Annotated in this window: 11 protein-coding genes; 7 read left to right on the forward strand and 4 right to left on the reverse strand. The window is 59.5% G+C overall.

The features are described 5' to 3' along the window. Positions 1–70 precede the first annotated feature (70 nt). Entirely contained in the window at positions 71–973 is a 903-nt protein-coding gene (locus tag OXR04_RS20560; RefSeq protein ID WP_267372748.1) for a LysR family transcriptional regulator, read from the reverse strand. 104 nt (positions 974–1077) lie between these two features. On the opposite strand from OXR04_RS20560, the gene budA reads away from it, so the two are divergent. The 6 genes from budA to OXR04_RS20590 all read left to right on the forward strand — a co-directional run bounded on the left by budA (position 1078) and on the right by OXR04_RS20590 (position 8677). Then, positions 1078–1860, forward strand: a complete 783-nt coding sequence (gene budA / locus OXR04_RS20565) for an acetolactate decarboxylase (protein WP_267372749.1) — start codon at positions 1078–1080, stop codon at positions 1858–1860. A 14-nt stretch (positions 1861–1874) separates the two neighbouring features. Next, entirely contained in the window at positions 1875–3554 is a 1680-nt protein-coding gene (gene alsS / locus OXR04_RS20570) for an acetolactate synthase AlsS (RefSeq protein WP_267372750.1), read from the forward strand. A gap of 23 nt (positions 3555–3577) precedes the next feature. Continuing rightward, on the forward strand, positions 3578–4351 hold the full coding sequence (locus OXR04_RS20575) for a (S)-acetoin forming diacetyl reductase (protein WP_267372751.1): 774 nt from the start codon (positions 3578–3580) through the stop codon (positions 4349–4351). A 203-nt stretch (positions 4352–4554) separates the two neighbouring features. Next, positions 4555–6006: a flagellin gene (locus OXR04_RS20580; RefSeq protein WP_267372752.1), complete on the forward strand. Its 1452-nt coding sequence runs from the start codon at positions 4555–4557 to the stop codon at positions 6004–6006. Positions 6007–6337: 331 nt separating this feature from the next. Next, positions 6338–7651 (forward strand): CitMHS family transporter, encoded by a 1314-nt coding sequence (locus tag OXR04_RS20585; RefSeq protein WP_009093217.1) that lies wholly within the window; start codon positions 6338–6340, stop codon positions 7649–7651. A 165-nt stretch (positions 7652–7816) separates the two neighbouring features. Beyond that, positions 7817–8677: an MBL fold metallo-hydrolase gene (locus OXR04_RS20590; RefSeq protein WP_267372753.1), complete on the forward strand. Its 861-nt coding sequence runs from the start codon at positions 7817–7819 to the stop codon at positions 8675–8677. Here the strand turns inward: OXR04_RS20590 and OXR04_RS20595 are convergent. From OXR04_RS20595 to OXR04_RS20605, 3 genes are all read right to left on the reverse strand, one after another. Then, the gene (locus OXR04_RS20595; protein ID WP_267372754.1) at positions 8674–11211 is read right to left on the reverse strand and encodes an excinuclease ABC subunit UvrA; all 2538 of its coding nucleotides are present in this window, start codon (positions 11209–11211) and stop codon (positions 8674–8676) included. The genes OXR04_RS20590 and OXR04_RS20595 overlap by 4 nt on opposite strands. A 270-nt stretch (positions 11212–11481) precedes the next feature. Then, a complete protein-coding gene (locus tag OXR04_RS20600) occupies positions 11482–12954 on the reverse strand; it encodes a YsnF/AvaK domain-containing protein (RefSeq protein WP_346659855.1) in 1473 nt (490 codons plus the stop codon). 266 nt (positions 12955–13220) lie between these two features. Then, the gene (locus tag OXR04_RS20605) at positions 13221–13790 is read right to left on the reverse strand and encodes a pyridoxamine 5'-phosphate oxidase family protein (RefSeq protein WP_267372756.1); all 570 of its coding nucleotides are present in this window, start codon (positions 13788–13790) and stop codon (positions 13221–13223) included. 245 nt (positions 13791–14035) lie between these two features. Here OXR04_RS20605 and OXR04_RS20610 point away from each other — a divergent pair, with 245 nt between their 5' ends. After that, complete coding sequence (locus OXR04_RS20610; RefSeq protein ID WP_267372757.1) at positions 14036–14572, forward strand: GNAT family protein; 537 nt, start codon at positions 14036–14038, stop codon at positions 14570–14572. The last annotated feature ends 46 nt before the right edge of the window (positions 14573–14618 follow it).

Genomic DNA, 14618 nt, shown 5'->3' on the forward strand with positions numbered 1-14618 from the left:
CCCCGATTATTAATATCCCGCCCACCGCCCGCCAGCTGGTTATTGTTTTCAGTTCAATAGCTGGCACTTATCAACCCGCTTCGCCTGAAGCCGACTGTTCCGCCAGCAGCGACAGCAGGTGCAGCACCGCTTTCGAGGGGTGATGCCGCCGCCAGGCAAACGCCACGTCGGTGAACAGCGTGTTGTTTTCGATATCGCTGAAGCTGACGTCCGGGTTATCAACGCAGCGCATCGACTCCGGCACCAGCGCAATCCCGCACCCTGCCGCCACCATACCGAGTGACGTGGTGATCTGCGGCGCCTGCTGGAAAGTGTGGCGCGAAAACCCCGCCCGCAGACAGGCGGTGACAATCAGCTCATACAGGCTGGGCGAAACGTCACGCGGGAAAATCACCAGGGTTTCACTGGCCAGGGCCGATAAGGGCAGGACGGGTGTGCCGCTGAGAGGGTGGCTGCGCGGCAGCGCAATCAGCATCTTTTCGGTGGAGATGACGCGCAGATTAAACGCCTTGCTGCTTTCGCAGGGCAGCCGGATAAAGGCGGCATCCAGCAATCCCTCCTGCAAATCCTGCATCAGCAGGGACATGTTCTCTTCGCGCGTCAGCAGCTCCATCGCCGGATAACGCCCGGTAAAGCGGCGGATCAGGGTAAAGATATGAGGATTAAAGGCAACCGAGCTGGCGAATCCCAGAGACAGCTGGCCGCTGATCCCACGGGCGATCCCGCGCGCATTCTCCAGCGCCTGGTCGGCAAGTTGCACAATCTGCACGGCATCCGCCAGAAAAGCCTCGCCGGCCTCGGTGAGTTCCACCCCACGCGTCAGCCGCTTCAGCAGGGGCGTGCCAATCTCCTGCTCCAGCCGCAATATCTGCTGACTCAGCGGCGGCTGCGATATCCCCAGCATTTCGGCGGCGCGGGTGAAGTGAAGCGTCTCGGCAACGGCAACAAAATAACGCAGGTGGCGCAGTTCCATATCAAAAACGTCTCAAAGTTAACAGGTTTCGCTATTGGATCTTACGACTGAATCGGTTCAACCTTAGGTTAACACGGCTTAACGGTTAACTTACGAGGCATCAAATGAGCAATTGTGTAACTGATTGTTCCTGTGAGGATCAACTAAAACGAACTGTCTTAACGCTTTCCCAGGATGCACCAGAAAGTGTTATCTATCAGACCTCTTTAATGAGTGCGCTACTGAGCGGCGTTTACGACGGGAACACGCGGATTGCCGATCTTCTGCGCAAAGGCGATTTTGGCCTGGGCACCTTTAACCGGCTGGATGGCGAGCTGATCGCCTTTGACAGTCAGGTTTACCAGCTGCACGCCGATGGCAGCGCCCATCCGGCCGATCCGGCGCAGAAAACCCCGTTTGCTGTCATGACCTTTTTCAAACCGCAATATCTGTTTGAGTTTGACCGGCCGATGTCGCGTGAGGCCATCCATCAGGTAATCGACAGCGAAATCACCTCCGACAACCAGTTCTGCGCGCTGCGGATCAGTGGCCGTTTCAGCCGGGTCGAGACCCGCACCGTGCCCTGCCAGTGTCGCCCCTATCGCTCCATGCCGGAAGTGCTGGGCGATCAGCCGACCTTTGCGTTCCGCCAGCGTACGGGGGAACTGATCGGCTTCCGCACACCCCAGTACATGCAGGGGATTAACGTCGCAGGCTATCACGAACATTTTATTACCGACGATCGCGAAGGCGGTGGCCACATTCTGGATTATGCGCTGGAACAGGGAACCCTGACCTTCGGTGCCATCAGCAAACTGGTCGTGGATTTGCCGCAGGACAGTGACTTTCTCAATGCCGACCTGAACCCCGCCAATCTTGACGCTGCCATCCGTGCGGTCGAAAGCTAATCAGAGGAATGACGATGAAAACTCCAACCGATACCACGCTCTGGACCTGTGGCGCTGACCTGGTGGTCGCGCAGCTTGAGGCGCAGGGCGTCCGCCACGTCTTTGGTATTCCCGGCGCCAAGATTGATAAGGTTTTTGACTCCCTGCTGGACTCCTCCATCCAGACGATTCCGGTTCGCCACGAGGCGAACGCAGCGTTCATGGCAGCAGCCGTAGGCCGCCTTACCGGCAATGCGGGAGTGGCGCTGGTCACCTCCGGACCGGGCTGTTCTAACCTGATCACCGGCATGGCTACCGCCACCAGCGAAGGGGACCCGGTGGTCGCCCTCGGCGGCCAGGTAAAACGCTCCGACAGCGCCAAACAGGTGCACCAGAGCATGGATACCGTCTCGATGTTCCGCCCGATCACCAAATATGCAGTTGAGGTCACCGATCCCTCCGCGCTCTCCGAGTGCCTGTCGAATGCGTTTCGTCATGCCGAACATGGCCGGGGCGGCGGCGCGTTTGTCAGCCTGCCGCAGGATATTGTCGACCAGCCTGTTACCGGCAAAGCACTGAGCAGCAAAGCCCGTCCCGTCCTGGGCGCAGCACCGGACGCGATGATCGATGCCGTGAGCCAGGCTATCGCCAGGGCTAAAAATCCGGTCATCCTGCTGGGACTGATGGCGAGCCAGCACGAGAACAGCGAGGCGATCCACGATCTGCTGAGCCGCAGTCACATCCCGGTCACCAGTACCTATCAGGCCGCCGGTGCCATCCGCCAGGAGCACTTTTCACGCTTTGCCGGACGCGTCGGGTTATTTAACAACCAGGCGGGCGACCGGCTGCTGCAACAGGCTGATCTGATCATTACCATCGGTTACAGCCCGGTGGAGTATGAACCGGCCATGTGGAACAGCGGCAACGCCACCCTAATTCACATCGACGTGATCCCCGCAGAGACCGACAACCGCTACCTGCCGGACGCCGAGCTGGTGGGCGATATCGCCGCCACGCTGCGTAAACTGGCGGCGCGCATCACCGCGCCGCTGCAGCTGACGCCGGAAGCCGCCACCATCCTCGATGACCGTCAGCAGCAGCGGAAACTGCTGGCGATGCAGGGTGCCAGCCTCAATCAGTTTGCCCTGCATCCGCTGCGCATCGTGCGTGCCATGCAGGACATCATTAACAGCGACGTCAGCCTCACGGTCGACATGGGCAGCTTCCACATCTGGATCGCCCGCTATCTCTACAGCTTCCGCGCCCGCCAGATCATGATCTCCAACGGTCAGCAGACCATGGGCGTCGCCCTGCCGTGGGCAATCGGAGCCTGGCTGGTCGACCCGCAGCGCAAAGTCGTTTCGGTCTCGGGCGATGGTGGCTTCCTGCAGTCCAGCATGGAGCTGGAGACCGCCGTCCGGCTGAAAGCCAACATTCTGCACATCATTTGGGTCGACAACGCCTACAACATGGTGGCGATGCAGGAAGAGAAAAAATATCAGCGCGTCTCGGGCGTTAACTTTGGCCCGGTCGATTTCAAAGCCTATGCCGAAGCGTTTGGCGCAGCAGGCTTTGCGGTGACCAGCGCGGCAGAACTGGAGCCGACGCTGCGTAAAGCGATGGATGTTCAGGGACCTGCGGTGGTGGCTGTCCCGGTGGATTACGCCGATAACCCGCTGCTGATGGGCCAGCTGCATCTGAGCCAGCTTCTTTAATTTCATGCAAAAAGGAAATCACGATGAAAAACAGAGTGGCATTTGTAACCGGCGCAGGCCAGGGCATTGGTGAAGCGATTGCCCTGCGTCTGGCGAAAGATGGACTGGCGGTCGCGGTGGCGGACTTTAATCAGGACACCGCCCGTCAGGTGACGGAGAAGATTACTCAGCAGGGCGGTAAAGCGATCGCGCTGAAAGTGGATGTGTCGCAGCGCGATCAGGTGATGGCGGCAGTTGAGGAGGCGCGTCGTGCGCTGGGAGGCTTCGACGTCATCGTCAACAACGCCGGTATTGCCCCCTCGACGCCGATTGCGGAGATTACCGAAGAGGTGGTCGACAAGGTTTACAACGTCAACGTCAAAGGCGTGATCTGGGGTATGCAGGCGGCGATAAAGGCCTTTGCGGCTGAAGGGCACGGCGGCAAAATTATCAACGCCTGCTCTCAGGCCGGACACGTCGGCAACCCGGAGCTGGCCGTCTACAGTTCCAGTAAATTTGCCGTGCGGGGCCTGACACAAACCGCCGCGCGCGACCTGGCCGCGGCCGGCATCACGGTCAACGCCTTCTGTCCCGGCATCGTCAGGACGCCAATGTGGGAAGCGATCGACCGGCAGATCTCGGAAGCGGCCGGAAAACCGGCCGGTTACGGCACGGAAGCGTTCGCCAGACGCATTACGCTGGGACGTCTCTCTGAGCCGGAAGATGTGGCGGCCTGTGTGGCCTATCTCGCCAGCCCCGACTCCGACTACATGACCGGCCAGTCCCTGCTGATCGACGGCGGCATGGTCTTTAACTAATCCCCCTGCCTGCTGCGCCAGCGCGCAGCAGCTGTTTTTCCTGCCCGGCTTCACCCTTAAATATTTTTTATCTGAAAAGCGGTTAACCATCAGCAGGTTGCCCGCCTGGCCGCGCCCCTGCTGGTTTTTTGTCACTGCAGAGGTTAAAGCTGCTTATCACCCTGCCGATAAATCAGAGACTCCTCTCCCTGTTCGAAGCGACCATGTTAACAATCAACCATAACGAAACCGCCGCGATAGCGAACAAAACGCGGTACGGCACTGACTCTGTTCTGGGACGAACGGTTGAACGACTTTCATCAGGGATGCGGATTAACAGTGCTAAAGATGACGCGGCGGGTCAGGCCATCGCCAACCGCATGACGGCCAATGTGAATGCCGATGCGGTTGTTGCGCGCGGCCTCAATGATGCGATCAGCTACTCCCAGACGGCAGGCGGCGGCCTGGACACCATCGCCAATCTGCTGATTCAGGCCCGCACGCTCTCCGTGCAGGCGGCGAACGGCACGCTCTCTGATGCGGATCGGCAGAGCGTTAACGCCCAGTATCAGCAGATTCTGGCCGGGATTGATGAAGTGGCCGATCACACCGAGATTTTTGGCCGCTATCCGCTGGCGACCGATAATCCCGATCTTCCGCCAGCGAAGCTGGGCAACGTTGATCCCATCAATACCAAATTTCCGGTTTCGGGCAGGAATTACTCCTTCAGCTCCGGGGTAATCCCGCTGGCCTATATTCCGGCAGGCTCGACGTCGATTACCATTACCATCGACTCGCTGGGTCAGGATGATGACCTTCAGCTGTTTACCCGCGACGGTAAGCATCTGGTCGGCACGCCGCTGGAAGGCAGCGCGCCCGACTACACCTGGACCAGCAAGGGGATAACCGATGCGGCGACCGCAAAATCGCGTCTGCTGACCAGCAGTAACGGCTTTGACAGCAACGCGGCCTATGACAGCTCCTCGCTGCTGGAAGGGGGATCGAGCTGGGCGCTGGCGAGCAGTAACAGTGGCAGCTACAACGGCATGAACATCACCTACAGCGGTGACGGCGATCGCTATGAAGATGCCACCAGCGGCGATTTCAACAACGGCACCATTACCGGCAACCGGCTGGAGCGCATCACGCTGGATACCGTCAGCGAAGATCTGATTGTAGTGGTGGTCGGCAACGGTTCTTTCACCAGCAATCTGACCTGGGGGATCCTGCCTGAGCCGAAAGGGATGCCCGCCATACCGCCGCATAAGAGCCAGCCGATGGAGGTGATTACCAGTGCGGATTATGGTCAGCCGGTGCAGTCGGACTCGATTCCGGCCACGCCCTCGGACACCAAAACGCTGAAGCTGAATAACACCACGCTGCTGACCAGCGGTGACATCTCCGTCACCATGAAGGCGCTGGATTCAGCCCTGGAGAAGATCAGCAGTTATCAGTCGCTCTATGGCGCGAAGATTAACCGCTACGAGTCGAACCGGAATGTGCTGTCGCAGCAGGGTGTGGATACCGCCACCGCCCGCAGCCGTATTCAGGATGCTGACTACGCGGAAGAAGCGAGCCAGCTGGCACGCAGCCAGATTATTCAGCAGGGGCAGACCGCCGTCAGCAAAATGGCCAACAAAACGCCTGAGACGATTATCCAGTTGCTGAATAATTAAAGCCCATCAGGCTGAGCGCTCGCGCTCAGCCGCTTCCCCTTGACGGATTTTCGCCGCTGCATCAGCCCCCGTCTGGCCCGCAATTCCCTCTTACGCCCCCGTATCGTTTGATCTCAGTCACACAATCTCGTTTAACATTCGTTTAAAGATGATCCCGATCACCCTTCCCTGTTAAAGAAATGCTAAAACCTGATAACAATTTAATATCATCTTTCCGCTCAGGGTTAATTAAAACAACAGGTTAATCGTTACCACGCTAAGCAATTTCCTGAATTTTCCTGACTGAACGCCACCTTTTCATTACTTTTACGCCATTGTGAGGGCTGTTATTTTGCTGACGATACTGGGTTTTTCCATGGTTGTTTGCTTCATGTATCTCATCATGACCAAACGCATGTCAGCCTTAATTGCGCTGATCCTGATACCAACCATTTTTGCGCTGATTGGCGGTTTTTATGCGGGACTGGGCGAAATGATGCTGGATGGCGTCAAAAAGCTGGCCCCCACCGGTGTCATGCTGACCTTCTCTATTCTCTATTTTGGTCTGATGATCGACGCCGGCCTGTTTGACCCGCTGGTCCGTTTTATTCTCCGGCTGGTGCGCGGCGATCCGCTTAAAGTGCTGGTCGGCACCGCCGTGCTGACGCTGCTGGTTTCACTGGATGGTGACAGCTCCACCACCTACATGATCGCCATCGCGGCTTTCCTGCCCCTCTATCACCGGCTGGGGATGAACGTGCTGATGATGACCTGTCTGGTCAACCTCGCCAGCGGCATCATGAACCTCTCGCCCTGGGGTGGCCCGACCGCCCGCGCCGCCGCCGCCCTGCGCATTGACGCCCTCGACATCTTTATCCCGATGCTGCCCGCCATGCTGCTTGCCTGTGTCAGCCTGGTCGCGATGGCTATGCTGTTTGGCCTGCGTGAGCGCAAGCGTTTAGGCGTCATGACGCTGAAAGATCATCATCTCGACAACATCGAGCTGGGGCTGGGCGATGCCGATGAGTGCGCCGCCAACCGCCGTCCTAAGATGTTCTGGCCCAACTTCATCCTGACCACCGTGCTGCTGGTGCTGCTGGTGGTCGGGTTAATGCCGATTCAGATCCTGTTTATGCTGGCGTTTGCGATTGCCGTGATGCTCAACTATCCAAGCTTGGAGGAGCAGAAAGCGCGCATCAGCTCTCATGCCGGTAACGTGCTGGCTGTGACCGCGCTGATTTTTGCCGCCGGTATCTTCACCGGTATTCTCTCCGGCACCGGCATGGTGGATGCCATGGCGAAGAGCCTGCTGGCGGTGATCCCGCACAGCTTCGGACCTTATCTGGCCGTTTTCACCGCGCTGGTCAGTCTGCCGTTCACCTTCTTTATGTCGAACGATGCCTTTTACTTCGGCATTCTGCCGGTCATCGCCCAGACGGCGGCCAGCTACGGCATTACCGCAGAGGAGATCGCCCGCGCCTCTATCGTCGGTCAGCCTTTCCATCTGCTGAGTCCGCTGGTGCCGTCAGTCTATCTGCTGGTGGGGCTGGCAAAAGTCGATATCGGCGACCACCAGCGCTTTGCGATTAAATGGGGGATTCTGGTCAGTCTGGTGCTGATGGCGGGCGGTCTGCTCACCGGCGCTTTCCCGTTCTTCCATCGTTAACTCTGCTTTCTGGCGGATAACCGGCAAATTTGCCCGGTTATCCGCTTCACCGCTCCGCCTACTGTTACAACCCTCTCTACACTCTAAAGCCAGGCTGATCTGCTGCGTGCCGGAGACGAGCCGAAGCACCTCAGCCATTCTGCCGATGATTGCGATGGAGGCCCGATGAAAATTCACCACCTGAACTGTGGCTGTATGTGCCCGCTGGGCGGGGCATTTTATGATGGATTCAGCAAAGGCATCAAAGCGCATCTGGTCTGTCACTGCCTGCTGATTGAGACGGACCGCGACGGACTGGTGCTGGTCGACACCGGCTTTGGCCGCCAGGATATCCACGCGCCGGGCAGCCGCCTGTCCGGCTTTTTCCGCGCGCTGAACAATATTCAGCGTCGCGATGAACTGACCGCCCTGTCACAGGTCAGGGCGCTGGGCTTTCGGGCTGAGGATGTGCGGCATATTATTCTGACCCACCTCGATTTTGATCATGCGGGCGGACTGACCGATTTTCCGCAGGCGCGTATCCACCTGCTACAGCAGGAGGTGGACACGGCCCATCAGCGTCATAGCTGGCTGTCGCGGGAGCGTTATCGTCCCGGACAATGGGGTGGGATCAGCCACTGGGAGACCTATCAGCCGCAGGGCGAAACGTGGTTTGGTTTTGAGGCGGTAAATCGCCTGCGGGAATTACCGCCGGAGATTCTGCTGGTGCCGCTGGCGGGCCACACGCCGGGTCACGCGGGCATCGCCATTCAGCAGCCTGACGGCTGGCTGCTGCACGGCGGCGATGCGTGGTTCTATCGGGACGAAATGCGCCAGCAGACGCGCCACTGCACGCCTGGGCTGCGTTTTTACCAGTGGATGATGGCGATGGATAACGGTGCCAGACGACACAACCAGCAACGCCTGCGGGAGCTCTCCTGTCAGCGCGGCAGCGAGATCACCTTTTTCTGCAGTCACGACGCACGTGAGCTGGAGGCCCTGCAGGTTAATGCGCCGCGGTTCAGCCAGAGTGCCCGGTCCGATTAATCGGGATCGCCCGCTCGCTTTTGCAGCTGGGCTGACAGCCACGGAGCGGTCAGACTCTCTGATGACTGACTGACCGTCTCCGGTGAGCCGGATGAAACAATCCGGCCCCCCTTATCGCCCGAACCCGGCCCCAGATCGATCACCCAGTCCGACTCCGCCACGATACGCATATTATGTTCTGCCATGATGACCGTATGGCCGCGTTTAACCAGCTCATCCAGCACCCGCAGCAGCTTATCCATATCCGCCGGATGCAATCCGGTCGAAGGTTCATCGAGCAGGTAGAGCGTGGCGGTGCGCTGGGCCCGCTGCAGTTCCCAGGCGAGCTTGATACGCTGACACTCTCCGCCGGAAAGTTCTGTGGCGGGCTGCCCGAGCCGGAGGTATCCCAGCCCCAGCGCCGTCAGTGCCGACAGCGAACGCTGAATCCCTTCGTTGCCGCTAAAGACCGCGGTTGCCTCGTCCACCGTGAGATCGAGCACATCCGCAATCGTCAGGTTGTGCCACCTTACCTCCAGCGTCCCGGGGTTGTAGCGGCTGCCCGCGCAGACGGAGCAGGTGGCCGTGGCGCTGGGCATGAACAGCAGCTCAATGGAGATCTGCCCCTGCCCCTCACACGCAGGACAGCGCCCGGCAGGCAGATTGAATGAGAACCGCCCGGCGTCGAAGCCTTTTGCCTTCGCTTCGGGGGTGTCGGCAAACAGTCGGCGAATGATGTCGAAAAAGCCGGTATAGGTGGCCAGGTTGGAGCGCGGCGTCCGTCCGATAGGACGCTGATCGATTCTGATGAGTCGGCCGAAGGCGTCGCTTCCGCTGACCACGTGTCCCTTCACGTCGGGCACCAGATCCTCGTCCTCCCCCTCCTCGCTGTCGGACTCTTTATCCGCATGACCGAGCATTTCCGGCAGCACGCGATTCAGCAGCGTCGATTTCCCTGAGCCTGACACCCCGGTGATGGCCGTCATTCTCGCCAGCGGAAGGGCGATATCCATCCCGACAATATTGTTGCAGTCGATCGCTTCCAGCCTGAGCCAGTTTTCCGGCGACTGCCGCTGGCGCAGTCCGATGTAGCGTCGGGAGAAGAGATAGCCTGAGGTGGGCGATTCAACCTCTTTGACCCCCGCCGGGACGCCGTTGTAGACGATCGCCCCGCCGTAATCGCCCGGACCGGGTCCGATCTCTACCAGCCAGTCCGCTTCCGCGATAAGGTCAGTGTTATGTTCCACGACTATCAGCGAGTTGCCTGCGCGGACCAGCCTTTTCAGGGAGGCAAGCAGCGCTTTCACATCTTCAGGATGCAGCCCGGCGGACGGCTCATCCAGCACGTACAGCACGCCAAACAGGCGCGAAATCATCTGGGTTGCCAGACGGACGCGCTGCAGCTCGCCGGAGGAGAGTAGCGTGGTGCGACGCCCCGGCGCGAGATGTCCCAGGCCCAGCGCGTCAAGCTGCTCAAGCCGCATACAGATGTCTGCCGCCATCCGGATGACCGCCTCACGCAGCGCCGGCTCTTCTGGCAGATCGGGAGAGGCGCCACGGGCATAGGGACGAAAGCGTTCCGCCAGCGCGGAAACCGTCAGCTCGCTCAGGCTGGCTATGTCATACCCGGCAAATGTCACGGAGAGCGCATCGCGGTTGAGTCGTTTACCGTGGCACTCGGAACAGGGCGTGACCGTCACAAAGCGCGCCAGCCGTTTTCTGACCGATTCGCTGCCGCCCGAATAGCTCTGCAACACGATTTTTGCGGCGCTGGTGTAAGTGCCGATGTAACCCGGTTCCTCGCCTGCCGCTATCGCCTTTTCGCGCTGCTTAGCGTTGAGACCTTCGTAGATAGGCACCGACGGCTGCTCCTCAGTCAGCAGTATCCACTGCCGGTCACGCTCAGACAGAGTGTGCCACGGCGCATCGATATCGTAGCCGAGCGTGTCAAGGATGCTTCGCAGATTCTTGTTGTGCCAGCCCCTGGGCCAGGCGGCGATAGCCCCCTGCCGGATGCTCAGTGAGCTATCCGGCACCAGCGCCTCAGTTCTGACAGTGTGAACCTTTCCCAGCCCCTGGCAGTGGGGACAGGCACCCTTTGGGTTGTTCGGTGAAAAATAGTCGGCCGTCATAAAAGGAACACCGTCCGGTCTGGTGCCCGCACGGGAATAGAGCAGACGCAGCGTGACGGCGATCCGGGTGAGGCTGCCGACCGTCGATCGCTCCTGCGCGCCCGCCCGGCTCTGCTGCAGGGCCACCGCAGGCGGAAGTCCGTCAATGTTATCGACATCCGGCGCCGCAGCCTGATCGATCAGACGGCGGGCGTGAGGTGAAACCGACTCGATAAACCGGCGCTGCGCTTCCGCATAGATCGTATCAAAGGCGAGGGACGATTTACCGGAGCCGGAAACCCCGGTGAACACCACCATGGCGTTACGGGGAAAACGCAGCGACACCTCTTTAAGGTTATGGGTGCGCGCGCCCTGCACGGAGATACAGGGATCGATCTCCCCCTCTTCAGCGCGGTATGTCTCGGTAAAGCGGTGTTCTGTCATGATGTCCCTGCCTGGTGAAATGCGGCCGACTGATGATCGCCTGCGATGAATGGCCGAAAACTGCAGCGGCTAATCTGGCGGACGCACTGGCCCGCTTCTGAAAAACATCAGCAAGGGTAGTCAGGGAACCGGGATTTAACAATTTATGGGGTGGAGTAACGCCTTGAATCGGCAAGGGGGCACACGTTCAGAGGGGGGGCCGGAGGAACATGGCCTTCTGTAGTCAGCCGGGAAAGGGGCAGAGACGCCCCCCTTCCGGCCCTCACAGCATCACGGTTTTTTAAACTTGTCTTCGACTTTCTCTTTCGCTTCCGCGATTTTGTCCCCGGCCTTGTCCATCAGCCCCTCTTTGTGATCGGGATGGTCTGGCGTCAGCGAGCGGTGATCCTGCTCTGCGCGGGCCTGCCGCGTGCCTTCAAGCAGGGGATCGGCCGCCGTGCCCTGGCCGCTGACCGGTGCGGCGCGGGTGTGATCGGCCCGGGCATGGTCGATGTCGACTTCCTGACGGCGCACCGAGTCATTGATGGTCTCCACCCGGTCGCTCTCCTCTTTACGCAGCACCACCTCTTCGATGATTTGCGCGGTCTTGTTGACCACCGGCTGCTCGTGCGACTCCTCCACTTCCACCGTTTTTTCTGACCAGTCGACATTATCGGGCGAACCCGCTTCGTTCACCGGGCGGCGGAAGATTTCGGCGTGCTGCTCATGCAGCGAGACATTTTCAGACACCCGATCGGTGACCGTATAGCGACGGACGCGGGTCGAGCCTTCGCTGACCAGTCGCTTACCCACTTCCAGTCGCTCTTCAGCCAGACGCAGCACATCCTCATCACTCTCATCACCGGTCAGCGCGGGGCGGGTCGTGCCGCGCTCACTGTTCAGCGGATTGACCGTCTCGTTACCCGGTAACGTTCCACTGGCTGGCGGCGTCAGGCCATTGTCAACCGCAGCGTCACCGGGAACGGCGGCGGTACGCTCTGTCAGCTCTTCATGGGCATCAAGAATGCCCAGCGCGCGCGGCAGTTCATCTTCATCAGCGCGCAGCGACAGCACCACCCCGCCGGTACGCATCGCATCTTCATACACTTCGGCCTGGTCTTCCTCCAGCGTGTTGCCGAACAGGCGTTGCCAGAAGCCAGGATGGCGGGCCTCATGACCTTCTGTCCGCAGCCGTTCGCCGGAGATGATATCGATATCATCATCCTGGAAGCCTGCTTTGATCAGGTTACGTTTTGCCCCCTCTGCCAGTGAGATATTGCTGAACATTGTTACGATTGTTTCACGCGCCATATTGTGTTCCTCGCTGATGGATTCGGATGACTCTGGATGAGGGGATCGGGTCAGGTGAGCGTGCTGTCTGCGCAGGGTCACGACCTGTTCTGTCGCCGCCTCGCTGACGACCGTGCGGATGTGCCACTCCTCTTTCAGCACCAGATGACGAACGATCTCGACTTCCTCTTCCACAATCGGGATGATCAGAACGCCATTTTCCTCCCGGATCGCCGGCATCGCCGCCAGCCTTTCCGATTTGGGAATGCGCTCTATCGCCGCCGTCTGCTGTCGGAGCATCAGCGCCATCGTCTGCTGATGCTCAGTGACCTGCCGGGTTACCCTGACAACGCCGTCACTGATCCGCTGTGTTGACACCTCTGCCGTTTCTTCAGCAAGACTTATCACCTGCTCGTTACCCGCTGACCCTGATTTTTCAGGAGGCTGATTGTTCATGGTTAACCTGCCTGTCATACAGAGCGATCATTTGTACTTCCCCTGGCCTTGAGCATAAGTCACTGCTTTTCGGTTAGTTAAAGCCTGGCACAAAGATGGGCAAAAGAAAGGAAAATGCAGATAAACGCAGCCATATGAGGATAACGTGGCGCTAAAATCGCATAACCGAGGCGGCAGATAAAAAAAGGCTCTTACTGTGTCAGACAGTCAGATTGCTGTTTAGCCTGCTCAAAAAAAGGGCCAGTCCTTTTTCAGGCTGGCCCGGGAAACAGAGACGTCTGCGTTCAGGGATTGAGCCACTGACACGCCTTCAGTTCGCCGTCGGGTGCATAGCGAAACAGGGCGCGCTGATTGTCGTTACGCTGTAACTGGTAGCCCTCCAGTGTGGTGACCTGCAGGATCACCACGCCGAAGTGCGGCTCGCCAGACTCTGCGGCGTGCACAGCGGGCATCTTATTCGCCGGTATCGGTATCTCACCCGGCGGCCCGCCCTGATAGGTCTGCCGGGTGTGCTGAGGTAATGCCTGCCAGGCCTGCCGGGCGATATCACTCCCCGCCGCATAACAGCTGACCCGGCCCGCCAGTCGCAGCTGCAGCCGGCGCTGCAGACAATATCCGAGTACGGTGACCGCCGGATTGGCCGCCATCTCCTGCCACTTCGGGCTGCGGACATCAGTGTGAAAAGTCAGCATCCGACGGTGACTGCGACTCTGGCGCAGGACCAGCGTGCGCGCCTGGGGGCGCTGCTCAGCGTCAACGGTACAGAGTGCCAGATAACGAAATGCGTCCTGTGGATCGGCGGCGGCCGCCTCCAGCGCTGCCCAGGCGGTTGCTTCAAACTGTGTCAAATCCATCGGGTTTCTCTCGTCAGGGTTGGGGGGCAAGCCAGACGGCTCCGCTCAAGCGTAGCAACGAAGTGACCAGATGGCCTGCCATCGCGGGAGGTAAACTGCGGGATCGGGCTCCTTTCGCCGACCCGGCCGTCACTGAACGGGTCAGGAAGGGGGAAAATGCGTGCCGCATGTTCTGTTTCTGCATCTCTGTGTTATTTTTGCGCTATCCCTGAGATCGCGAAAAGCGTTACGCCATGGAGGCGGCTATGTTGTCTGAAATGCGTTCGCCACGTCTGACCTACCGGCCGCTCAACCCTGAGGACTGGCCCTTCTATCTGGCAGTCAGTCAGGACAGATCGGTGATGAAATATATCTGTGACCCGCGCAGCGCCGAAGAGATAAGAAACCGCTCTTTTGATGTTCGCCTGCCTGAATGGGTAAAGGGCTGCCAGCACTGGCTCTGTCTGGTGATGGAGGAAAAAGCCAGCGGGCTGCCCGCAGGTTTCTGCGGGTTTATCGATCGCGGAGACGGCATTGCCGAGTTCGGTTTTATTGTTGCCGCCCATGCGCAGGGAAAAGGCTACGGCCGCGAGTCACTGCATGCCACCATCAGGCTCTGCTTTGAGCAGCTGGATTACCGTCGTCTGGTCGCCACGGTGACGGCGGGTAATGCAGCCTCACGCCGCACCCTGCTCTCGGCGGGTTTCGTTCAGGAGGGAACACTGCGGCAGAATTTCTTTCTGGACGGCGCGTGGCAGGATGACTGGATCTTCGGCCTGCTGAAACAGGAGTACCGGCCCTGAGGCCGGGAGAGGCCACAGATGACTTTCCCCCGCCTCAGTGACGCGC

The sequence above is a fragment of the Pantoea sp. GM_Pan_3 genome (assembly GCF_026541045.1).
Taxonomy (GTDB): Bacteria; Pseudomonadota; Gammaproteobacteria; order Enterobacterales; family Enterobacteriaceae; genus Pantoea; species Pantoea anthophila.

Coding starts and splice junctions, on each gene's coding strand:
- alsS (WP_267372750.1), top strand. CDS start 1,875: ATGAAAACTCCAACCGATACCACGCTCTGGACCTGTGGCGCTGACCTG.
- OXR04_RS20605 (WP_267372756.1), bottom strand. CDS start 13,790: ATGGATTTGACACAGTTTGAAGCAACCGCCTGGGCAGCGCTGGAGGCG.
- OXR04_RS20560 (WP_267372748.1), bottom strand. CDS start 973: ATGGAACTGCGCCACCTGCGTTATTTTGTTGCCGTTGCCGAGACGCTT.
- OXR04_RS20580 (WP_267372752.1), top strand. CDS start 4,555: ATGTTAACAATCAACCATAACGAAACCGCCGCGATAGCGAACAAAACG.
- OXR04_RS20575 (WP_267372751.1), top strand. CDS start 3,578: ATGAAAAACAGAGTGGCATTTGTAACCGGCGCAGGCCAGGGCATTGGT.
- budA (WP_267372749.1), top strand. CDS start 1,078: ATGAGCAATTGTGTAACTGATTGTTCCTGTGAGGATCAACTAAAACGA.
- OXR04_RS20610 (WP_267372757.1), top strand. CDS start 14,036: ATGTTGTCTGAAATGCGTTCGCCACGTCTGACCTACCGGCCGCTCAAC.
- OXR04_RS20600 (WP_346659855.1), bottom strand. CDS start 12,954: ATGACAGGCAGGTTAACCATGAACAATCAGCCTCCTGAAAAATCAGGG.
- OXR04_RS20590 (WP_267372753.1), top strand. CDS start 7,817: ATGAAAATTCACCACCTGAACTGTGGCTGTATGTGCCCGCTGGGCGGG.
- OXR04_RS20595 (WP_267372754.1), bottom strand. CDS start 11,211: ATGACAGAACACCGCTTTACCGAGACATACCGCGCTGAAGAGGGGGAG.